Below are 19,924 nucleotides of genomic sequence, written 5' to 3'. Positions count from 1 at the left end.
GCCTGCGGGAGCGCCGGCACCTCCACCTGCCGCCCCCGCGCGGGAGGCCGCTGGGGCCGTGCCTGTGCCGCCCTGGGCGCTGCCTGCCTGACCGGAGCCGGGCTGGCCTGTGCCCGCGCCGCGTCCGCTGGCAGGGGTTCCGGTGTCGGGGCTGCCTCCGCTGCCTGCCGTTCCCCGTGAGGGAGCGTCGGCGGGGCTGCCGGATGTGGTAGTGGTTCCTGTGCCGCTGCCCTCGGCGGGGCGGGCACTGGCCGGATTACTGGCCGGGTTATTGGCCGCAGTGCTGCCTGCCGCGCCACTGCCGCTGGCCTGTGCGGCGGGCGCGGGGGCTGTCGCAGCCGGGGTACGGGCAGGCGTGGCGGCAACGGGAGCGCTGCCCTGTGCATTCGGGGCCGTGCGCCCCGCCTCGGTCTGCGTGGCAGGAGCCGCTGGAATGGGTGTCCGGCTGGGCCGCGCGGCCACCGGGGCAGATGAATCGGCACCTGAAGTATTCGCCGCGCTGCCCGCCCGTCCCGCCTCGGTGCTGGGGGCCACCGGAATGGGTGTTTCACGGGCGGTCACGGGGGCCGTGGGCGCAGTGGCTTGGGCAGGACTGCTGGCCTGTGGGCGGGCCGGAATGGCCGCCACCGGCTCGTTGCTGGCGCTGCGGCTGGGGGCTGGCGCGGCCTCTGTGGGGGTGGATGTGGTTGGAGTCTGGGCGTCTGGACGCGCCGGGGCCACGCTTTCTGGCGTGCTGGCCTGCTCACTGGCAGGGGCACTGGCGGCGGGAGTGGTGGCAGCGGGCGCAGCCGGGGCAGTGTCCTCGCGGCGGGGCAGGGCAGTCACGGCTTCCGGTTGCGGGGCGGGCGCGGCAGGGGCGGCCCGCACAGGTTCGGCGGGTGTCTCCGGGGCTGCCGCGCGTGGCTGTGGTTCCACGCTGCCCACCTGTGGCGTCGTGACCCGTTCCGGGGCGATCTCGGGCGCGGGCTGCGGCGAGGTTGCTACGGGCGCGGTGGCCGCCGTGCGTGCCGGGGCGGGTGTGGCGGGCGTCGGCTGGGTCACGGGTGTGCGTTCGGCAGGTGTGGGCTGGGTCGGAGCGGGCGTGCGTGTTGGAGTCTGGGCCACTGGAGCCGCTGCCGGCTGTGCAGGTCTGGGCGTCGCGGCGGGCGCTTCGGCGGGCCTGGGCGTCGGCGCAGGTGAGGGCGCTTTGACCTGTGCGGCGGGCGGCGAGGGCTGCGGACTGGGCTGAGCAGCGGGCGTCGGAGTGGGCGCAGGTACAGGTTTCGGTGCGGGTGTCGGCGTCGCCTTGACCTCGGGCTTCGGCGTGGGCGCTGCTGCCGGCCTGGGGGCTGGTCTGGCTGGAGTGGGCGTCGGCTTCGGCGGCGTGGCGGGCCGGGCGGTGACGGGCCGGGGCGGTACTGGTTTTGGGAGAGCGGGCTTCGGCGTCAGCGGCGCGGTGGCCTGTACGGGCAAAGGCTCCGGCGCGGGGGCCAGCGTCACGACTTCCAGGGGGGTCCGCAGCGGGTCAGGCGGCCCTGGCAGCGCGTCGGGCGTGCCGGGGCGCAGCAGCAGCAGGCCGGAGAACACCACCACATGCAGCCCGATGGTGGCGGCCAGCGCGCGGAAGCGTTCGCGTCCCTCGGGGGCCTGCTGCGGGCCGGGCGTGGGCGGGAAGGTGGTCATCTCACTGGCTGGGCCTCGTTCCCAGCGCCAGACGTTCGCCGCCTGCCTTCTTGATCACGTCCATCACGCGCACCACCGTGCCGTAACTGCCGCGTTCGTCTGCGCGCAGGCCCACCACGCCGCCCGAGGTACTCAGCAGCGGCTTGAGCTGTTTGCCCAGTTTGGTCAGGGTGGTGGCCTGCCCGTTCAGAAACAGTTTCCCGGCGCGGTCCACGCTCACGATGGGCAGCGCGGGCGTCTCCTGCACGGTGGTGCTGGCGCGTGGCAGGTCCAGTGGCAAAGCGTTCTGGCGTGCGCCCAGGCTGCTGGTCAGGAAGAAGAAGATCAGCAGCAGCAGCACCACGTCCACCATCGGCGCGAAGTCGAAGGTCACGCCGTCGCCGCTGTCGCGCATCCGGCGGCGGGTAGGGGCACGGGTCATCGGTTTCTGCCCTCGCCGTCGCGCGTGGCCGGGGCGGCTTTCGGGGGCGTCGTGGTGCGGAAGATGCCGGTGTTGTTCGGCCCGCTGCTGATGGTTCCTGCGTTTTCACGGGCCTCGTCGAAGTTGAAGGCCAGCACCGGAACTGGCGCATTCTGCGGCTGCCCCTGTGATTGCCCCTGCGGCTGTGCGGCGCGTTCCTGGCCCCGCTGGCCCTGATCTCTCTGGCCCTGCTCCCTGTAGTTCTGATCCCGGTAGTCCTGCTCCGCATAATTCTGCTCTGCGTAATTCTGTTCTCGGGTCATCTGGCGCTCGGGGCGCGGGCGACCCTCGGGACGGGCCAGCCAGCCGGGCAGGTCCTCGCGCACCCGTTCGGCGGCCACAGCGATACGGTCTGCGCGGGCCTTCAGGGCGTTGCGGGCCACGTAGGCGATGATCGCCACGATCAGGCCGCCCGCCGTGTTCACCAGCGCCTCGCTGATGCCGGTGGCCAGTTGTGCGGGCGTGGGCGCGGCGGTGGAGCTGAACACCAGGAACGAGCGCACCATGCCGATCACCGTGCCCAGCAGCCCCAGCAGCGGGGCGATCTGCGCGGCGGTGCCCAGCGCACTCAGGCCCGCGTACAGCCGGGTATCCTCGGCCAGCAGGGCAGACTGCATGGCGGCCCCGGCGGCGTCTACCCCCCGGTCCGCGCGCCCAAGACCGGCCCGTAGCACGTTGATGGCAGGCGAGGACTGTCCGGCCCGGTCCACCTCGGCCAGCGCCGCCGCCGGGCCACTTTCCGCCGTGATGGCCCGCGCCCGCTCGATTAACGCGTCGGCATTGCGCCCCAGCCGGGACAGCGCCTGTGCCCTCGCTACGCTCAGGTACACGACATACAGGGACAGGGCGATCAGAACCCAGAGCAGTGGGCCAGCGGCGCGGATGAGATCAAGGACATTCATTGTCTACACGGGTAGCACGCGGGCGCGTGACAAGCATGAAAACAGGGGAGGATTGTCTCACCCGCTCAGGGGAGTCAGCCCAGTCGGGCACTCCCCGGAGGCACTTTTCGCCCGGAAGCGGCGGGCAGTCTCGCTGAGATGGACATCCCTGCCCGCTGCCCGTCCTCACCGTCCATCAATCCACACCAATGCACTCGACTTTAATCGCTCAAGCGGCTAAAATAGGGGGGTAAGTAGGAATCATTCTCAAGAAGCGGACCACCAGCTTTTCTGGATACGGGTCCGCCAGCCAAGAGAACGTTCTGACAAGGAGCCAAGTATGACCCAGACCGAACAGCCGCACCAGATCGAGATCCGCAACCTGCACGCCTCCGTGGGCGACCTGCCAATCCTCAAGGGGATTGACCTGATCATCCCGCGCGGCGAGCTGCACGCCGTCATGGGGCCGAACGGCAACGGCAAAAGCACCCTTGCTAAGGTCATGGTGGGCGATCCTGAATACACCGTCACCGACGGCGACATTCTGGTGGACGGCGTGAGCATCCTGGAGATGGAACCCGACGAGCGCGCCCGCATGGGTCTGTTCCTGGCCTTCCAGTACCCCGTCGAGATTCCCGGCGTCACCATCGCCAACTTTCTGCGCCTGGCCATGCAGGCCCGCAAGGAAGAAGGCGAAGAGGTCAGCTTTACCGAGTTCTACGGCAAGCTGCAAACGTCCCTCAAGACCCTGGACTGGGACGAGAGCATCGTCGAGCGCTACCTGAACGCGGGCTTTTCCGGCGGCGAGAAGAAGCGCAACGAGATTCTGCAAATGCTGATGCTGGAACCCACCTACATCATCATGGATGAAACCGATTCTGGCCTGGACGTGGACGCCCTGAAAGTCGTCGCCAACGGCGTGAACTCCATGCGTGGCCCAGGTCTGGGCGGCCTGATCATCACCCACTACCAGCGCCTGCTGGATTACATCGTGCCCGACAAGGTCCACATTATCGTGGACGGCAAAGTCGTGCAGAGCGGCGGCCCCGAACTGGCGAAGAAGCTGGACAGCCAGGGCTACGACTGGGTCAAGGAACTGGCGACTGCGTGAGTAGAGGGACGCGAGTGTTGAAGCGGAACAAGGTTTTCCTTGTGCTTTCCGTCCTGAACCTCGCGGCCTTCGCCTCGGCAGCACCCAGCGTCACCCTTCAGCTCAAGGGTTGGAACCGTGGTCCAGTGCAAGTCATCACTGACGTTCCGCACGTCGGCCTGTCTTTCAACACCGTGGGGCCAGACGGCAAGTTCACTGTCTCGCTTGGGGATCCCGTCCCAAACTACGAGTATGACTTCCTTCCGGCTGAGGAGTATTTTACCCTCGGTTGCAAACCAGTGAGTGGCAAATTGACATTTTCTGCCGCTCAGATCGATCTGAGATATGGCCGCTTTGCTTCCATTCTCCGTGCCAGGACAAAAGACGGATTTATTGAATTCGGCCCGTCTGCTCTGTTGAATACGACGGGTCAAGGCTCAAAAGACGATCTGATGCATCTGACCATGATGTACAGTGATAAAGCATTGAAAATCATGGGCAAGGTTAAATGCAGTACCACCGAGTCCGATAAGTCGGTCTACTCAGAAATGACAGTGGATGTGAGCTTGCAGAGAGGCTGGAACTGGCTTGCTGAAGTGCGGGACTCTGGAAAAGTTCCAAAAGCAGTTCTAACGACTGTGCCATTAGACAAAGTTATTAGTATTGATTACGACGAGTCCTCGCCCACTGCGGCTGCCGATGTTTTCAACCACTTTGAATCAGTGCTTAAAAAACTCAAGTAGTCCATCTTCAAGGAGTCAACATGACCATCAATCCCGAAGTCAATGACATCAACGCCAGCTACGAGTACGGCTGGAGCAACCCCGAAAGCTACGCCATCAAGGCCCCCAAGGGCCTGCGCCGCGACGTCGTCGAGATGATCTCCAAGGCCAAGGACGAGCCGCAGTGGATGCTGGATTTCCGCCTCAAGGCGCTTGACATCTTCCTCAGCAAGCCGATGCCTGAATGGGGCGCGGACCTGTCCGGCCTGAATCTGGACGAGATTTACTACTACATCAAGCCCGAAGGCTTCAACACCCGTTCCTGGGACGATGTGCCGGAAGACGTGAAGAACACCTTCGAGCGTCTGGGCATCCCCGAAGCCGAACGCGCCGCGCTGGCCGGGGTGGGCGCGCAGTACGAGTCGGAAATGGTGTACCACAACCTCAAAGAAGAGTGGGAAAAGCTGGGCGTCGTCTTCCTGAGCATCGAGGACGGCCTCAAGGAGTACCCGGACCTGTTCCGCGAACACTTCGCCACCATCATCCCGCCCGAGGACAACAAGTTCGCGGCCATCAACAGCGCGGTCTGGAGCGGCGGCTCCTTCGTGTACGTGCCCAAGGGCGTCAAGGTGGACATCCCACTCCAGACGTACTTCCGCATCAACGCCGAGAGCAGCGGCCAGTTCGAGCGCACCCTGATCATCATTGATGAAGGCGCGCAGGCCCACTACATCGAGGGCTGCACCGCGCCGTCGTACAGCTCCGACTCCTTCCACTCCGGCGTGATCGAGATCGTGGTCAAGGAAGGCGCACGCTTCCGCTACAGCACCATCCAGAACTGGAGCCACAACGTCTACAACCTCGTGACCCAACGCGCCGCCGTGTACGGCAACGGCGTGATGGAGTGGGTGGACGGCAACCTGGGCAGCAAGGTCACCATGAAGTACCCCGCCTGCTACCTGTTGGAAGACGGCGCACGCGGCGAAATCCTGTCCATCGCGATGGCCGGGCGCGGGCAGCACCAGGACGCGGGCGGCAAGATCGTTCACTTTGCGCCCTACACCAGCGGCTCGATTGTCTCCAAGTCCATTTCCAAGGATTCGGGCCGCAGCAGCTACCGTGGATTGGTCAAGATCTACGAGGGTGCCAAGTACGCCAAGACCAACGTGGAATGCGACGCTCTGCTGCTGGACGAGGAAGCCCGCACCGACACCTACCCCTACATTGAGATCGAGGAAAAGACTGCCCGTGTGGGCCACGAAGCCACCGTGTCCAAGATCAACGACGATCAGATCATGTACCTGCAAAGCCGGGGCCTGAGCAAGGACGCGGCGGCGGGCCTGATCGTGCGCGGCTTTATCGAGCCGATTGCCAAGGAACTGCCGCTGGAATACGCGGTGGAGCTGAACCGGCTGATTGAGCTGGAAATGGAAGGCTCGGTCGGCTGATTTGAGGCATGGAGGCTTCCAAGGTTGATTGCCCAAAATGCAAAGGGCACGTAATGATTCCAGTCTTGACCGTGGATGAGCGTGCCTCTGCTGGGGCCGCGCTGAGGAAGCTTCTAGGCCCGGTCTCCCGGATGCAACATCTACGGGAGTGGGCTGGATTTGATCTTGCGGATGCGAAGCGCTTCGTTACTCATTTTGGTGAAAGTCAAGGCAAATGCGTCAAATGCCGAACCCCTTTGCCAGAATATAAAACCTCTGACGAGTACGTAATTTGCTCTCGCTGCCGCAGCCTGAATCTGGACTGGTGATCCCTGTTACTGGAGCTTTGGCTGGGGCAACCCCTCCGGCCCTTCGGGCCACCTCCCCTTAGAAGGGAGGCAAGAGGTGTGGAATTGCCTCGCCCGCCGCTTTTCTCGGCTCCCTTTGAGGGGAGCTGGCGGCAAAGCCGACTGAGGGGTTAAGCGGGCATGGCAGCTCCAGCAAGGCGGCTCGTAAGGAGGCAGAATGACAAGTCGGGAAGAAATCAAGATAAAAATTGATGCGCTGAGCGACGCCTCTTTTGAGGAAGTGGCCCAGTTGATTGAGCAGAAGGCTCGCATCGAGCGTCATCTTGCGGCCCTGAGTGCTTTTCAGGAAGGCTGGACACCAGAGGAACAGGCGGCGTGGAACGAGGGAACGAAGCGCCGTCCCTGGCGTACCACAGAGCTGGAGTCGCCTGAATGACCCTGGCGCTGGACACCAATATTCTGACCGCACTCCAGAAAAAGGAGACGGTGGTAGATCAATATTACCGCACTGCCGTGGCTGCTGGAGAAGTGCTGACGGTGCCTGCCGTTGTTCTTTATGAAGCGCGGCGCAGTCTCCTGAAGCCGGAATACGCCCGTCGCCTGGGAGTTCTGGACAGCCTCGTGACCCATCTGTCCATTCTGGACTTTGACCGCGAAGCCGCCGACATTGCTGCCCTGCTCCACCACCAACTCAGGACGGCGGGCGCGTTGATAGACGACGCTGACCTGCTGATCGCCGCCACCACCCTGCGCCACGGGGCCACCCTCGTCACCCGCAACACCAGTCATTTTCGGCGCGTCCCCGGTCTCTCCCTCTCGGACTGGCGACAGGAGCAACCTTGAAACTCAACCACATCAACCTGGGCGTGACCGACGTGCCTGCCACCGTGGAACTGTTCCAGACCTACTTCGGCCTGCGTCCAGCGGGCGACGGGATGCCGATGGACGAGCGCATGGCCTTCCTGCGTGACGACAACGACTCGCTCATCTCGGTGTTTAAGGCCAAGGACGTGGCGTACCCCAAGGTCTTCCACATCGGCTTCTTGCAGGACACGCCGGAACAGGTGCGCGCCATTTACCAGCAACTGACGGACGGCGGCTACACCATCACGCCCCCGAGCGAGAACCACGGGCGGCTGACCTTTTACTTCAATACACCGGGCGGCTTCGTGCTGGAAGTCGAATCTTTTTTTCGCTAAGCCCTGCCCTTGACCTTCAGGAGGAACAATGACCCAACTCAGCGAACACCTTTCCACCCACACCGGCCCCGAGTGGCTGACCGCCAAGCGCAAGGCCAGCTTTGACCTCTTCGATACCCTGGAAGTCCCTCACAGCGGCGTCGAAGCTTGGAAGTACACCCAGGTCAACGTGGACTTTTCCAAGCTCAATCCCCACCCCAAGCGCGAAGTCGTCTCCGACATTTCCAAGCTGCCCGAAAGCGTGCAGAAGCGCCTGAAGGGCACGGACGTGGGCGCATTCCTGGTGCTGGACGGCCCGGATGTGGTCTACCGCACCGAACTGCCCGCCGAACTGACCGCCAAGGGCGTGATCTTCACCGATCTTAAGACCGCCGTGGAACAGCACGCCGACAAGGTGCAGCAGTACCTCTATAGCGTGGTCCCGGCGGAAGTGCCGGACGACACCACGATTGCTGCCCCCGGTACCACCCCCAGCAAATCCCCCGATCCCAGCGAGGGCAAGTTCTCCGCGCTGGCCGCCGCCCTGTGGACCAATGGCGCGTTCGTGTACGTGCCGCGCGGCGTGGAAGTAGACCTTCCGCTGGGCAGCTTCCGCGTGATGAGCGAGGCCGGAACCTTCACCGCCACCCGTACCCTGGTGGTAACCGAGGAAAACGCCAAGGTGACGTTCATCGACGAGCAGGATTCCGAGGAACTGCCCGGTACCTACGCCATCGGCGCGGTGGAACTGGTGGTCAAGGACGGCGCGCAACTGCGTTACGTGTCCATCCAGAACTGGGGCAAAGGTGTGACGCACATCCAGCGCCAGCGCGGGCAGGTGGGTAAAGATTCCACCCTGAACAGCCTGGTGGTCACGATGGGCGGCACCCTCAGCCGCACTGAGATGCAGAGCCACCTGCTCGGTCAGGGAGGGCACTCCGAGATGCTGGCACTGTACTTTGCCAACGAGGACCAGCACTTCGATCACTACACCTTGCAGCACCACGCCGCCGCCAACTGCTACAGCGATCTGCTGTACAAGGGCGTGGGCGACGATCAGGCCGTGGGCGTGTTTTCCGGCATGATCAAGGTGGACCTGGGCGCACAGAAGACCGACGCCTACCAGAAGCACCGCACCCTGATGCTGTCCAGCGAGGCCCGCAACTTCAGCGTGCCGCAACTGGAAATCAACGCCAATGACGTGCGTTGCAGCCACGGCAGCACCACCGGGCCAGTGGACGAGCAGCAACTGTTCTTCCTGCGCTCGCGCGGTATCCGTCAGGAGCTGGCCGAGAAGATGCTGGTCACGGCCTTCCTGGAAGACGTGCTGACGCGTGTGCCTCTCAAGAGCGTCGTGGAGTACATCGAAGGGATTATTGCGGAGAAGGTGGGCGCAGCCTAACCCACCCCGGAGTTTGAATCTGTCCAGAGTCAGCCCACAAGCGGGGCTGGCTTTTTTCTAGCCTTGCCGCCGCAGGTAATGTGATCTATTCTCCATAAGGAAGTGACTGGCGGTCAGTCCGTCAGCCACCGTTTGGCACTATTGGGGAGAAGCGGAACCTATGAATAAAGGCCGAACAGAAGCATTCTCAGACGGCGTTCTCGCCATCATCATTACCATCATGGTGCTGGAACTGGTCGTGCCGGAAGGGCATGAGCTGGCGGACCTGTTTAATGACTGGCCCAAGCTGCTGGCCTACGTGGTCAGTTTTCTGTACGTGGGCCTGTACTGGAACAACCATCACCATATGTTTCAGGCGGTCAAACGGGTGAGTGGCGCGGCCCTGTGGGGCAACCTTCATCTGCTGTTCTGGCTCTCCCTGCTGCCGTGGCTCACGGCCTGGGTGGGTGAGAGTCACTTCGCGCCCACCCCGATCAGTGTGTACGCCTTCGATCTGGTGATGTGCGGCGTGGCCTTTACCCTGCTGCAACGGGCGTTGATTCGCGCCGATACGAGCAATACCCTGCTGGCGCGGGCAGTTCAGGGCGGCACCAAGGAAAAGGTGTCCACAGCGCTGTACATCGTTGCCATACTGCTGCCGTTGCTGGGGCAGACGGCGGCGTATGCAGCAGGAATTCTGCTGCTGGGCGTGGGCCTGAGCTGGGTGGTTCCAGACCCCCGCATTGAGCGCGTGCTGGCCGAGGCTGGGGGCAGTGGAGAATAAGGCCATGCTGCGCCCCGCCTCCGCCCTGACCCCTGAAATCGCTGCCCTGCTGGGCCGGGCCATGTTCCCTGATCCGGCCCGCATAGAACGCACTTTGGAGGCGTACCGGACGGAAGATAGTCGGCAGCTTTTCGTCTGGGAAGTCGGCGGTCAAATCGTCAGCGCGGCGGGCCTGCGCTCCGATGGGCAAAAGGCGGAAGTCCTGCACATCGGCACGCGCCCGGATGCAGGCGGCAGAGGCTACGGGCGCGGGCTTCTCCATGCCACCGCCGCGCATCTGAATCTGTCGCAACTGACGGCAGAAACGGATGACGAATCGGTGGAGTTCTACCGTCGCAGCGGGTTTGAGATTGCACAAGCTCCGGCCAGAGGCGAACGCCGCCGATACCTCTGTACCCTCATCTGTTCCCCTACTGCGCCCTGAGTTTCTTGCGTTCCTGCACGGCCAGTTCGTCCACGCGCTCGTTCTCGCCGTGTCCAGCGTGGCCCTTGACCCAGATGAAGGTCAGCGCATGGGTCTTTGCCTGCTCGACCAGCGCTTCCCACAGGTCCTGATTCTTGACCGGTTCCTTGCTGGCCGTCTTCCAGCCATTGCGCTGCCAGTTCAGAATCCAGCCGTCGGTGAAGGCCTTGCGCAGATACTGGCTGTCGGTAATAACCCGGATCTGGCAGGGCCGTTTGAGGCTCAGCAGACCTTCCAGCAGGCCGCGCAACTCCATGCGGTTGTTGGTGGTGCCTTCCTCGTTGCCGGACAGCACCAGCTCATGCTCTCCGGTACGGAGGATGCAGGCCCAGCCGCCATGTCCGGCCATCGTGTCGCACGCGCCGTCGCTGAACAGGTCCACCGCGTTTCCGGCAACCGGCACAGCGGGCTGGATTCCGGCTTTCAGGGGCAGCAGATCGCGCGCCTTGTCCTGCGCTTTGCGGGCGGCAGTGTTTGGATAAGAAGTTCGGGGGCGCGTCATCCACGGAACTGTAGGCAGGGGGGCCGCGTACTGTCAAGTATGACCCGCACCGCACTCGCCATTCCCGAAGCTGACCGCACCCCGGCGGTCCTGACGCATCTGTCGCCGCTGGCGGGCTTCCTGCTGCCCACACTGGGCAATGTGCTGGGGCCGCTGGTGGCATGGCTGGCCCTGCGGGACCGCAGCCCGGCGCTGGATCAGCAGGGCAAGGAGGCGCTGAACTTTCAACTGAGCATGTGGCTGTATGGCGTTCTCATCGGTATTCTCGCCTTTGTCCTGTTCAGTCTGGGCATCCTGGGCGGGGCACTGGGCACGGCGGCAGGAGCGCAGGATTTCGGGGCCTTCGCCTTTCTGGGCACTTTCGCCGCCTTCTTCGTGTTCTTCGTGCCGTTGCTGTTGCTGCTGAGCATCATTCCCTTCATCTTCATGATCGTGGCGGTGGTGCGGGTCAGTGCCGGGCAGCCGTACCACTACCCCCTGAGCATCCGCTTCGTGCGCTGATCGTCCCAGCTTCCGGGACCTGAATGTGCGTGATAGGTCTATCCTGTGCCCCATGCGAATCATGGCTGTATTTGCCCACCCGGATGACGAGATCGGTTGCGCTGGAACCCTGGCGAAACACGCGGCGCGCGGGGACGAGATCATGCTGGTCTGGACCACGCTGGGAGAACTCGCCAGCCAGTTCGGAGACACCTCGCACGAGGAAGTCACCCGCATTCGGCGCGAGCATGGGGCGTGGGTGGCCGACAAGATCGGCGCGCAGTACCACTTCTTTGATATGGGCGACAGCCGCATGACCGGACACCGCGACGAGGCGTTGCAACTCGCCAAGCTGTACGCCACCTTCCGCCCCAACGCCGTGATTACCTGGAGCGACGATCACCCGCACCCCGATCACCGCATGACCGCCAAGATCGCCTTTGACGCGATCACGCTGGCCCGCATTCCCAAGATCGTCAACGAAGTGGGCGGCGGCCAGCCTATGCCCCCGGCCCCCGATCTGAGTGGCGACGACGCGGTAGAAAGTGGCGACGACGTGCGCCGCCTGGAAGCGTGGCGCGATCCGATTCGCTTCTACCAGTACTTTGCCCCGGCCAGCCCCTATCCCGAAGTCTTCGTGGACACCTCGGACACGCTGGAAACCGCCGCCGCCATTGCCTCGTACTACCGCGATTTCTACAAGTGGCAGTGGACCGACGACCTGTTCCGCGAGGGGCGTGCGGGCGCGGGGCGTCTGGCCGGGGTCAAGTACGCCGAACGCTTCAATCTGCGTGCCAGCCACCTGAAGGCGCGGGACTTTCTGGACTGAAGTGGCTTAGCCACCCGATTTAGCCGCCCAGCGCCGCGATCACGTCGTCCGGCATCCGCGCCGGGCGGTACTGCTTGTCGGTGGCGATGTGTCGCGATTCTCCCGTTGATAGCAGTTCCTCGCCGCGCCGGACCTCGTATACGAAGGTCACGGTGCGGCTGCGGAGGGCCGAGATGTGGGTGGTGACCACCAGCTCGTCGTCGTAGCGGGCGGCGCGGCGGTATTCCACGTTCAGGCCCGAGAGCATCAGGTAGTAGCCGCGCGCCTCGATCTCGGTGTAGGGCAACCCCATTTCGCGCATCAGGTCACTGCGGCCCACCTCGAACCACACCGGATAGGTGGCGTGGTGGACGACGCCCATCATGTCGGTCTCGGCGTAGCGCACGCGGATGGCAGTCTGAACACTGATGCCCGTCAGCCTGTCCGTCACAGCAGATTGTCCGCCGCAGAGCGGAATTCCAGCGTGGGCGTGCGGCGCATGCGGACCTGCTGCGCGACCTGCCGTTGCAGGTGGCCGCGCGCGTGGTCCAGCGCTTCCAGCAGGTCAGGCATGTCGGCCCCCAGCGAACTGACATACACGCGCGCCAGACTGAAATCGGGGGTCAGGGTCACGCGCTCGACGGTCACGATCAGCGGCACGCGCGGGTCACGCAGGCCGGAAATCGCCTCGCTCAGCACGCGCGTGATCTGGGACTGCACCTGTTCGGGCTTCATGCCCGCAACCGGGAGAGGGGGAAATTCACAAGGGTCATCCCGCTATGGTAGGGCAGAAGCAGGCCGGATGACGGCAAGGTGTGGCTGAAGAAACCTTTGGAGACGCGCGTGTTCTCCAGTTTAGGTGGCCTCCGCTTCCCGCCGATCAGGTCTGGAAAGCCGTTTCCGCGCGTGGATTTTGAAATATTCAGCTTGCCACCTCAGCGAATGTACCGCCGCCCGGTGTAGCCGGTGAATACGCCGATGCCGTAGCTGACCTTTCGGACGCTGTCCAGCACGGGTTTGCCGTTCCAGGCCAGTCCGGTGGAACTGCCGCCGTCCAGCAGCAGGGCGTCCTGAATGCCCAGGCGAGACATCACCTTGGCCATCTCGGTGGTGGTCAGGCGGGACCGGGTGCTGACCATCACCAGATCGCGGTTGCTGATCAGGCCGATGGCGCTGCGGGCCGCGCGGCCAAACAGGGCCGGATCGCGGAAGGCGGTGCTGTACCGGTACTGCACCCGGCCCCCGGCCAGGATGCGCGGCCCGGTGGCGATCACGGTTTCCATGCCCTGCCACGCGCTGCTCAGCGGAATTTGCAGCAGCCCGGTGGTGCTGGGGCGGATGGCCGCGCGGTTGTCGGGCGTGATCGCCAGCGCCTGCGGAATGCGGCCCCAGGTCAGCATGCGCCCCTGCATCACGATGTCCCCGGCGGGGGCAAAGCTGTGCGGGTGAAAGTAAGAGCCGTTGATGATCGCCTGCGCGCCGCTGCTGCGGGCCAGTTGCCCCACCCGCGCGCCCGAGCCGAAGTTCAGGCCGCCGCCGGGCAGCACCGGGGCCACCAGCACGTCGCGCCAGCGCAGGTCCACGTTGACCACCTGCACCGGGATATTCAGAGGCCTGAGCTGCTTGTAGCTCGCCGCGCGGCCCTGCGGTCTGGGCGGAATCGGCACCGGGACGTGCGACGGCACCAGCAGCTTGATCCCCGGCACGATGTAGCGGGCGCTGCCCAGATTGTTGATGCGGCGCAGTTTGTCCACGCTGATGCGGTAGCGCCGCGCGATGATTGCGGGCGTTTCCGTGCGTTTCATGTAGATGTAGGTGAAGAGCGTGCGGACCTCGGTGGTGGGCCGGGGGGCCGGGGCCGCGCTGCGCGCCGGAATCTTGAGGCGCTGGCCCGGCGTGATCAGCGTGCCGCTGAGCTTGTTGGCGGCCTGAAGCGCGCCGACGCTGACGCCGTATCTGCCCGCGATCTTGCTCAGAAAGTCGCCGCGCTGGACGGTGTAGGTCACGGCAGTGGAGGCGGCGGCTGGCGCGCGGGCAGGCGCGGCGGGAATGGCCGCCGCCACCCTGCTCAGCTTCAGCACCTGCCCCACGCGGATGGTGTCGCTTTTTAAGCTGTTGGCCGCCTTGAGCTGCGCCACGCTGAGGCCCGCGCGCGTGGCGATCTTGTACAGGGTGTCGCCGGAACGCACAGTGACTTTGCTGGAAGCCGCATGCGCCGGGCCGATCAGCAGCAAAAAGATTAAGAAAAGATAACGAGAGCGCATAGACCTTCCAGATGAACACACCCGCAGTGCGGGCGGATGAGCAGAGCTGACCAGAGGGGAAGGTCTTGCGCGGCGGGAGGCCGCTTCGGCCCGCTGCTGAAGCGCAACTGGGCCACCTGCAAATCGCCAGGAAGGCGTTGCAGATGGTCCCGTGCGGTTTCTGGGAAGGGTTGGCTGGCGCTGATTTAGCTCCCGGTCTGCCGTCTACACAGCCCCCCCAATATCTTAAGTTCCCGCTTTCAGGTGCCCGGCGTGCTGCCCGGCAGGACCGCCACCCTCCCGATCATGTAGGCCACGCCGTACAGGAACAGGGTGGCCACCGGCAGGAATTTGAGGCCGGTGCGGTGTTCGATCATGCGCCCGCGCACCAGCACCTCGATGACGTACAGGCTGAGCAGCGCAAAGGCCGAGTACATCCAGTGTTCCAGGTCACGGCTGGGGTCATAGGGCAGGCCGTATTTGGTCAGGCCGCCCCCGATGTTGACCGCGCTGGGCACCTTCGCGCCGCCCAGGGCCAGGATCACGCCAGTCGCCACCGGAATCAGGGTCAGCACCCAGACGATTCGCAGCCACACCGTAAACGAGGTGCTGACCATTCCCTTGACTGCCGGGGCGATGCTCCAGACCAGCAGAATCAGCGTGGCCAGGGCGTAGGGGGTGGGAAAGAGAAAGGCCAGCGGAGAGCCGAACTGGTAGCCGTGAATGGCGCGGAGCAGATCCATATGGGCCTTAGCGTAGCGCGGCGGCGGGGCAGGGGACTGCAAGGGGGAGACCAGCCCTGTGTAGATCAGGTCCGTCCAAACCCACCCTGGGCGGCGCATGACTGCTTCCGCTTTACTGGCCGTCCGGCAGGTCCACCAGGGTCAGGTCGGGCAGATAGCTGCCGGGTTGCAGCGGGGCCGTTTCGCCGCTGCGGCGCAGGCGCAGGCCGACTGGCACTTCCACCAGCAGGACGTTGGGGCCGCTGAGGGTGACCATCAGGCCCTCAAGGGCAGGCGCACCGAAGGCGGTGCCCAGGTCGCTTGGCCCCGGCGGCAGCTTGACGGTGTGCTGGCCGTAAGGTCCGGCGGCGCGCACGCTGGCCGCGCCCTGGCGGATGGCCTCGTGGTGCAAGGTCAGGGGCTGGCCCAGCCCGGCCAGGGTGCCCAGCGGGTGCTGCGGCGCGCGGCCTGTGCGGCCTACCGCGACACCCAGCAGCGTACCGGGCCTCACCACGTCCCCGGCCTCAATCAGCCGCGCGCCCTGACTGACGTCCAGATCGGTGGGCACCCGCAGAATTTGCAGGCCGTCCCGGTGCTGCTCGGCGCGCAGGCCACTCAGGTGCGGAACGCTGGCCAGTTGGCCCAGATCGAAGGGGCCGCCCAGCGGAATCGGCACGGGCGTGACCTCGCCCCCTGCCGCCACCAGCGACAGGACGCGGCCCCCGCTGTACTCGATGCCCTCTACCGCAGGCGGCTCGTTCTGTGGCGCGGCCTGCGGTCTCAGCACCGGGCGCAGGCGGGCGCTGGCTACCGCCGCAGACCCGCGCAGGGCAGCTCTACCTCTGGCGGATTTACCCCTGGCAGATTTACTCAGAGTGGATTTGCCCTGCGCCGCTCCACCCAGTGCAGCTCCACTTAAGGGCCGCCAGACGCCCCCGCCACGTCTGCGGCGGGCCAGCAGCCAGAATGCAGCGCCGCCTGCCAGCGCCAGCAGCACCAGCGCCCGCACCCACTCCAGCCCGCCGATCAGGGCGGCCCAGCTTCCCACCCGTTCCTCCTGGTCCTGTGTGGCCTGGGAAGCCAGTGCGGCCTGGGAAGAGGGAGTGTTGACCGCCTGTGCGCCTGGGGATCTGGAGGCGGGCGCGGCAGCATACGGCGCGCGGCCTCCTGCACGGCCCAGCACGGCGGGCAGGGTCACCTCCGCGCCTCCTGGCAGGATCAGCAGCGGCGCGACGGTCTGACCCGGCGTCAGGGCCGAGTTGACGAGCCGGACCGCAAATTCCCGCGAGTCGGGGGCGCGTGAGACCACGGCACTCAGGCCGGGGGGCAGGTCGCCTACCGTCAGGTCGCCTGGCCGCACGCCCGAGGTGGCCCGGTAGCGCAGGACCGTCTCCTCACCCTGCGCCAGTTCCCGGTCTGCGCCGGGGTTCAGCAGGGTCAGGGGCGACGTGGTGTTCAGGCGCAACAGCACCTGCTGGGGTTTGGCGGCCACGCTGCCCGGCAGTGTCTGGGCGTCCGCGCACAGCAGCGCCGCCGCCCCGTAGGGAACGTTTCCCGCCGCCGCCAGCCTCACCTTTCCGCTCCTGACCACGTCCGGGTTCAGCGTGAGGCCCAAGTTGCCGGGGGCCGAGAGCCGGACCCGTGTGCCGTCTGCGAGGGGCAGCCGCACGGAGGTCAGACTGGTCACGCGCCGCAGCCCGATGCCCAGGCCGGGGCCGCCCAGCCGGGGCACCTGTCCCAGCGGTATGGCCCGGCCATCGGCGTAATCGCTGGCCAGCAGGGCGCGGCGGGCGTCGGCGGGAATGCGGGTGCCCAGCGCCAGATAGTGCAGCCGGTCAAGGGGGCCGCGTTCGGCAAAGGCCGCCAGCGCCTGCGCCGCCGTGAAGGGCCGCAGGCTGTCGTTGTCGATGCCGTCGGTCAGCACGAACACGGTGGTCACGTATTGCCCGCCGTCTGTTTGCCCGCCATCGGTCAGCGGCTCCAGGGCGGCGCGCAAGCTGCGGTACAGGTAGGTGTTGCTGCCGTCGGCCTTTAACCGTCTCAGGGCGGTGTTCCACTGCGGCGTTCCGGCGGGCCGGTCAAAGCCCTGGCGCGTTCGCAGCCCGGCGTCGAAGGTCAGCAGTTCTACCCGGTCAGGCCGCGCCTGCCGCACGTAGCGGTTCAGCTCGGCCCGCACCCGCCCGAAGATGTCGGCCCGCCCGTCCCCGATACCGCGCATGCTGCCGCTGGTGTCCAGCACGAACACCGCCCGCGTGCGCGTGGGCAGCGGGCCATCTGTCAGGGCGCAGGCAGCGGGCAAGGTGGACGGCGGCGGATTCGGAGTCGCCCCAGCCGCCGTACCGGAGACGGTCACGCTGAGACTCAGTGCGAGAAGGAGAGGGGTGACGGGCTGCATCTGACCCTATTGTGCCCCGAGACGGGCGGTGGGGAGCTGCGCCGAAGTGTGCCAGAACGGCCAGAACGCCGTAAAAGCGTGTTCAGGACGTGAGTTGTTCTTTCAGAAAGCCCATCAGCCCTTTGATGTACTCGCGGTCAAAACGGAATTCCACGCCCGCCGCGCGGTACAGCTCCGGCACGCCCGCCGCGTTGCCCAGGCGCAGGGCGGCTTTGTAGCGCGTCAGCGCCCCCGCCGCATCTTCACGCGCTTCCCGCCAGATGCCGACTGCGGCCAGATAGCACATGGCGTACTCGATGTAATAAAAGGGTGCCTGAAAAATATGGTAGTACTGCCATCCCTTGGCCCTCACACCCTCGTCGATGCCGTCCCAATCGACGAATGGATGGAAAGCCCTGTCCAATTCCAGCCACTTGGCGTCCAGTTCGGCAATGCCCACATTCTCAGGCGCTTCGGCGTACAGCCAGTGCTGAAAAGCGTCCATCTGCGCGGCCCACGGCAAAAAGACGACCACGCCCTGAAGCTGGCTGCGGCGGTAGCGGGCCAGTTCCTCGGCGTCGAACACATGGCCCAGGTGGTCCAGCGTCAGGAATTCCATCGCCATGCTGGGAATTTCCACGAATTCGATGGGACTCCAGCGGTTCCAGACCAGCGGCTGCGCGTCGCCGCTGTAAAAGCCGTGGAAAGCGTGGCCCACTTCATGGAACAGCACCTGGAGGTCGTGCGCGGTGCCCACCACGTTCATCAGCACGAAGGGTTCGTTATTCACCGGGAAGTACTGGCAGTAGGCGTGCGTCATCTTGCCGGGGCGCGATTCCAGGTCCAGCAGGCCGCCCTCCCGCATCTGCCCGAAGCGGGCGGCCAGATCGGCGTCCACCCCTGCGAAGGCCGTCTGCGCCAGCGTCTGCAACTCCGCGCCTGTGGTAAACGGCTTCAGCGCTTCCCGCCCCGAGGGGTCCAGCAGGTTGCTGCGGTTAAAATCCCAGGGGCGAATGCTTTCCAGCCCCAGCTCGCGCGCGATGTCGCCCAGCAGCTCCGTCGCCAGCGGCACCACTTCCTCCCGCACGGCGTCGTGGAAGGCGCGGCAGTCGGCAGGGGTGTAGTCCACGCGGTCCAGTTGCTTCCAGCGGAAGTCGCGATAATTGGTCTCGTCGGCGTTGCGGGCCAGTTGCTGCCGGGTGTGGATCAGGTCCAGCATCACCGCGTCCAGTTCGGGGGCCACCTCCATGTCGCTGACGGTCAGCGCCCACCACGCGTCCTCGCGCACTTTGCGGTCCGGACTGTCCAGGCGCTGTTTGGCCTGGGGAATGGTCAGTTGCTCGCCGTGCAGCGTGACCTTCTGGTTGCCGGTGATGACCGAGTGGCGGTTCTGCTGCTGCTGGTGCGTTACCTCCAGTTCCACGTTGGCCTCGCGGAACAGCGCGGCAGCGTCGCGGAAGCGGCGGTAATTCAGCGCAAAATCCGGCGCGGGCACGTAATCCGGCACCGCCAGCAACTTCTCGGTCAGCGCCTGCCCGGTGCGGCTGGCGGGGGGCATTACCCCGGCCACGAAGGTCTGGTAGCGCCCCTGGACTGCCTCGTCATCGGTGTGGAGGTCCGCGTGGGTGGACAGCTTGGCCGCCGCCTCGCCCAGTTCGGCGTCCAGCGCACTCCAGCGGGTCAGCCAAGTGGGCACGTCTGCCGCTTTCAGTTCAGTGTCCAGCAGCGCCTCGTAGCGCGGGCGATACGTTTCCCACAGGGCGGCGTCCCCGGAAACCTGCAACTTGTTCTCTACCCGGTCCAGTTGTGCGGTCATGGCGGGGAGTGTAGCGCTGCCGAGATGGAGGCTAGGAGCGGAAGGAGCTGACGAGTTCTCCCGATCCTCACCTGACTCAGCTCTCTTTCTGGCAACTGATTTCACCTGGAACTTTTTCACTTGAATGTTCCACCCTACTGACGAGTTCTTTTCAAGCGCCAGAAGTGAGAAAAACAACGTTGATCACAGCTAAAATGCAGGTGAGGAGAAATGGCGGCTGATGAGAGCAGTTGGAAATTTGTAAGACAGCCTCGATAACATGAAGAGGCTCAGGCACAGGCTTTTATCTTAACCGGGGGTCACTTGCAGAAGGCTCAAGGCAGCCAATGGGTCATAGCGCAAAATCCTAACAAATGACGTGAGGCGGCTTGTTTGAGCGTGAAGGAGACTCAGCAACATGCCGCGCAACACCGCTAGTCCTTGTGCGCCCTGACGCAATCGACAGCGATCTTCGTGGAAGATCGTATCGCGTCGGTGATGACTCCGGTTTTCAATGCCCCAGTGCTGCCGCCAGATGTCTTCAGCTTCCTGGGCCGTGAGCAGCACGCTGCTCACGGCATATCGCACCTCCTGGGTGATTCCCCCATCCCTATGGGTGACGTGGTGTTCCCGGCGGATCAGGG

General features: G+C 65.0%; 19 protein-coding genes and 3 pseudogenes. 11 read left to right on the top strand and 11 right to left on the bottom strand.

Going from position 1 to position 19,924, the window contains the following annotated elements; translation table 11 throughout:
* The 3 genes and pseudogenes from BOO71_RS27085 to BOO71_RS16320 all read right to left on the bottom strand — a co-directional run.
* Window positions 1-1,662, bottom strand: a pseudogene (locus BOO71_RS27085) (hypothetical protein); the annotation flags it as partial.
* 1 nt (window position 1,663) lies between these two features.
* Window positions 1,664-2,083, bottom strand: coding sequence for an ExbD/TolR family protein (locus BOO71_RS16325; RefSeq protein ID WP_075834101.1), 420 nt, complete (start codon window positions 2,081-2,083; stop codon window positions 1,664-1,666).
* Window positions 2,084-2,400: 317 nt separating this feature from the next.
* Window positions 2,401-3,024, bottom strand: a pseudogene (locus tag BOO71_RS16320) (MotA/TolQ/ExbB proton channel family protein); the annotation flags it as partial.
* A 319-nt stretch (window positions 3,025-3,343) separates the two neighbouring features.
* Here BOO71_RS16320 and sufC point away from each other — a divergent pair.
* The 9 genes from sufC (at window position 3,344) to BOO71_RS16275 (ending at window position 10,317) form a co-directional block, all read left to right on the top strand.
* A complete protein-coding gene (sufC, locus tag BOO71_RS16315; RefSeq protein ID WP_075834099.1) occupies window positions 3,344-4,114 on the top strand; it encodes a Fe-S cluster assembly ATPase SufC in 771 nt (256 codons plus the stop codon).
* A gap of 14 nt (window positions 4,115-4,128) precedes the next feature.
* On the top strand, window positions 4,129-4,836 hold the full coding sequence (locus BOO71_RS16310) for a hypothetical protein (RefSeq protein ID WP_075834097.1): 708 nt from the start codon (window positions 4,129-4,131) through the stop codon (window positions 4,834-4,836).
* Between the two features lie 20 nt (window positions 4,837-4,856).
* The gene (gene sufB / locus BOO71_RS16305; RefSeq protein ID WP_075834095.1) at window positions 4,857-6,263 is read left to right on the top strand and encodes a Fe-S cluster assembly protein SufB; all 1,407 of its coding nucleotides are present in this window, start codon (window positions 4,857-4,859) and stop codon (window positions 6,261-6,263) included.
* 504 nt (window positions 6,264-6,767) lie between these two features.
* Window positions 6,768-6,986: a hypothetical protein gene (locus tag BOO71_RS16300; RefSeq protein WP_075834093.1), complete on the top strand. Its 219-nt coding sequence runs from the start codon at window positions 6,768-6,770 to the stop codon at window positions 6,984-6,986.
* Window positions 6,983-7,393, top strand: coding sequence for a type II toxin-antitoxin system VapC family toxin (locus tag BOO71_RS16295; protein ID WP_075834091.1), 411 nt, complete (start codon window positions 6,983-6,985; stop codon window positions 7,391-7,393). The genes BOO71_RS16300 and BOO71_RS16295 overlap by 4 nt, the downstream gene beginning before the upstream one ends.
* Window positions 7,390-7,749: a VOC family protein gene (locus tag BOO71_RS16290; RefSeq protein WP_075834089.1), complete on the top strand. Its 360-nt coding sequence runs from the start codon at window positions 7,390-7,392 to the stop codon at window positions 7,747-7,749. Before BOO71_RS16295 ends, BOO71_RS16290 begins: the two co-directional genes overlap by 4 nt.
* A 28-nt stretch (window positions 7,750-7,777) precedes the next feature.
* Window positions 7,778-9,130, top strand: coding sequence for a Fe-S cluster assembly protein SufD (gene sufD, locus BOO71_RS16285; RefSeq protein WP_075834087.1), 1,353 nt, complete (start codon window positions 7,778-7,780; stop codon window positions 9,128-9,130).
* Between the two features lie 160 nt (window positions 9,131-9,290).
* A complete protein-coding gene (locus tag BOO71_RS16280) occupies window positions 9,291-9,893 on the top strand; it encodes a TMEM175 family protein (protein WP_075834085.1) in 603 nt (200 codons plus the stop codon).
* A gap of 4 nt (window positions 9,894-9,897) precedes the next feature.
* Complete coding sequence (locus BOO71_RS16275; RefSeq protein ID WP_075834083.1) at window positions 9,898-10,317, top strand: GNAT family N-acetyltransferase; 420 nt, start codon at window positions 9,898-9,900, stop codon at window positions 10,315-10,317.
* On the opposite strand, the gene rnhA is transcribed toward BOO71_RS16275, so the two are convergent.
* The gene (gene rnhA, locus BOO71_RS16270; RefSeq protein WP_075834081.1) at window positions 10,304-10,858 is read right to left on the bottom strand and encodes a ribonuclease HI; all 555 of its coding nucleotides are present in this window, start codon (window positions 10,856-10,858) and stop codon (window positions 10,304-10,306) included. The two genes, BOO71_RS16275 and rnhA, sit on opposite strands and share 14 nt — an antisense overlap.
* Before the next feature lie 39 nt (window positions 10,859-10,897).
* On the opposite strand from rnhA, the gene BOO71_RS16265 reads away from it, so the two are divergent.
* Window positions 10,898-11,359: a DUF4870 domain-containing protein gene (locus BOO71_RS16265; protein WP_075834079.1), complete on the top strand. Its 462-nt coding sequence runs from the start codon at window positions 10,898-10,900 to the stop codon at window positions 11,357-11,359.
* A 52-nt stretch (window positions 11,360-11,411) separates the two neighbouring features.
* Window positions 11,412-12,167 carry a PIG-L deacetylase family protein gene (locus BOO71_RS16260; RefSeq protein WP_075834077.1) on the top strand — a complete coding sequence of 252 codons (756 nt, stop codon included), beginning with the start codon at window positions 11,412-11,414 and terminating at the stop codon, window positions 12,165-12,167.
* Window positions 12,168-12,186: 19 nt separating this feature from the next.
* Here the strand turns inward: BOO71_RS16260 and BOO71_RS16255 are convergent, their stop codons facing one another.
* The 7 genes and pseudogenes from BOO71_RS16255 to BOO71_RS29335 form a co-directional block, all read right to left on the bottom strand.
* The gene (locus BOO71_RS16255) at window positions 12,187-12,597 is read right to left on the bottom strand and encodes an acyl-CoA thioesterase (protein WP_083653516.1); all 411 of its coding nucleotides are present in this window, start codon (window positions 12,595-12,597) and stop codon (window positions 12,187-12,189) included.
* Complete coding sequence (gene rbfA, locus BOO71_RS16250) at window positions 12,594-12,881, bottom strand: 30S ribosome-binding factor RbfA (RefSeq protein ID WP_075834075.1); 288 nt, start codon at window positions 12,879-12,881, stop codon at window positions 12,594-12,596. The genes BOO71_RS16255 and rbfA overlap by 4 nt, the downstream gene beginning before the upstream one ends.
* 200 nt (window positions 12,882-13,081) lie before the next feature.
* Window positions 13,082-14,410, bottom strand: coding sequence for a LysM peptidoglycan-binding domain-containing protein (locus BOO71_RS16245; RefSeq protein ID WP_075834073.1), 1,329 nt, complete (start codon window positions 14,408-14,410; stop codon window positions 13,082-13,084).
* 239 nt (window positions 14,411-14,649) lie between these two features.
* Entirely contained in the window at window positions 14,650-15,132 is a 483-nt protein-coding gene (locus BOO71_RS16240; protein ID WP_075834071.1) for a hypothetical protein, read from the bottom strand.
* A gap of 112 nt (window positions 15,133-15,244) precedes the next feature.
* Window positions 15,245-17,506, bottom strand: a complete 2,262-nt coding sequence (locus BOO71_RS16235; RefSeq protein ID WP_083653514.1) for a vWA domain-containing protein — start codon at window positions 17,504-17,506, stop codon at window positions 15,245-15,247.
* An 82-nt stretch (window positions 17,507-17,588) separates the two neighbouring features.
* Window positions 17,589-19,301 (bottom strand): M3 family oligoendopeptidase, encoded by a 1,713-nt coding sequence (locus tag BOO71_RS16230; protein WP_075834067.1) that lies wholly within the window; start codon window positions 19,299-19,301, stop codon window positions 17,589-17,591.
* Between the two features lie 288 nt (window positions 19,302-19,589).
* A pseudogene (locus BOO71_RS29335) lies at window positions 19,590-19,924 on the bottom strand (hypothetical protein); the annotation flags it as partial.

Origin of the sequence: Deinococcus marmoris (assembly GCF_001949125.1) — a bacterium.
Lineage (GTDB): Bacteria > Deinococcota > Deinococci > Deinococcales > Deinococcaceae > Deinococcus > Deinococcus marmoris_A.
This window is presented reverse-complemented; position numbering and strand designations above follow the sequence as displayed.

What these genes read in the sequence shown, in the direction of transcription:
- BOO71_RS16240 (WP_075834071.1), bottom strand. Translation starts at nt 15,132, where the DNA reads ATGGATCTGCTCCGCGCCATTCACGGCTACCAGTTCGGCTCTCCGCTG.
- BOO71_RS16280 (WP_075834085.1), top strand. Translation starts at nt 9,291, where the DNA reads ATGAATAAAGGCCGAACAGAAGCATTCTCAGACGGCGTTCTCGCCATC.
- BOO71_RS16325 (WP_075834101.1), bottom strand. Translation starts at nt 2,083, where the DNA reads ATGACCCGTGCCCCTACCCGCCGCCGGATGCGCGACAGCGGCGACGGC.
- sufD (WP_075834087.1), top strand. Translation starts at nt 7,778, where the DNA reads ATGACCCAACTCAGCGAACACCTTTCCACCCACACCGGCCCCGAGTGG.
- rbfA (WP_075834075.1), bottom strand. Translation starts at nt 12,881, where the DNA reads ATGAAGCCCGAACAGGTGCAGTCCCAGATCACGCGCGTGCTGAGCGAG.
- BOO71_RS16235 (WP_083653514.1), bottom strand. Translation starts at nt 17,506, where the DNA reads ATGCAGCCCGTCACCCCTCTCCTTCTCGCACTGAGTCTCAGCGTGACC.
- BOO71_RS16260 (WP_075834077.1), top strand. Translation starts at nt 11,412, where the DNA reads ATGCGAATCATGGCTGTATTTGCCCACCCGGATGACGAGATCGGTTGC.
- sufC (WP_075834099.1), top strand. Translation starts at nt 3,344, where the DNA reads ATGACCCAGACCGAACAGCCGCACCAGATCGAGATCCGCAACCTGCAC.
- BOO71_RS16245 (WP_075834073.1), bottom strand. Translation starts at nt 14,410, where the DNA reads ATGCGCTCTCGTTATCTTTTCTTAATCTTTTTGCTGCTGATCGGCCCG.
- BOO71_RS16265 (WP_075834079.1), top strand. Translation starts at nt 10,898, where the DNA reads ATGACCCGCACCGCACTCGCCATTCCCGAAGCTGACCGCACCCCGGCG.
- BOO71_RS16275 (WP_075834083.1), top strand. Translation starts at nt 9,898, where the DNA reads ATGCTGCGCCCCGCCTCCGCCCTGACCCCTGAAATCGCTGCCCTGCTG.
- BOO71_RS16295 (WP_075834091.1), top strand. Translation starts at nt 6,983, where the DNA reads ATGACCCTGGCGCTGGACACCAATATTCTGACCGCACTCCAGAAAAAG.
- BOO71_RS16300 (WP_075834093.1), top strand. Translation starts at nt 6,768, where the DNA reads ATGACAAGTCGGGAAGAAATCAAGATAAAAATTGATGCGCTGAGCGAC.
- BOO71_RS16230 (WP_075834067.1), bottom strand. Translation starts at nt 19,301, where the DNA reads ATGACCGCACAACTGGACCGGGTAGAGAACAAGTTGCAGGTTTCCGGG.
- rnhA (WP_075834081.1), bottom strand. Translation starts at nt 10,858, where the DNA reads ATGACGCGCCCCCGAACTTCTTATCCAAACACTGCCGCCCGCAAAGCG.
- sufB (WP_075834095.1), top strand. Translation starts at nt 4,857, where the DNA reads ATGACCATCAATCCCGAAGTCAATGACATCAACGCCAGCTACGAGTAC.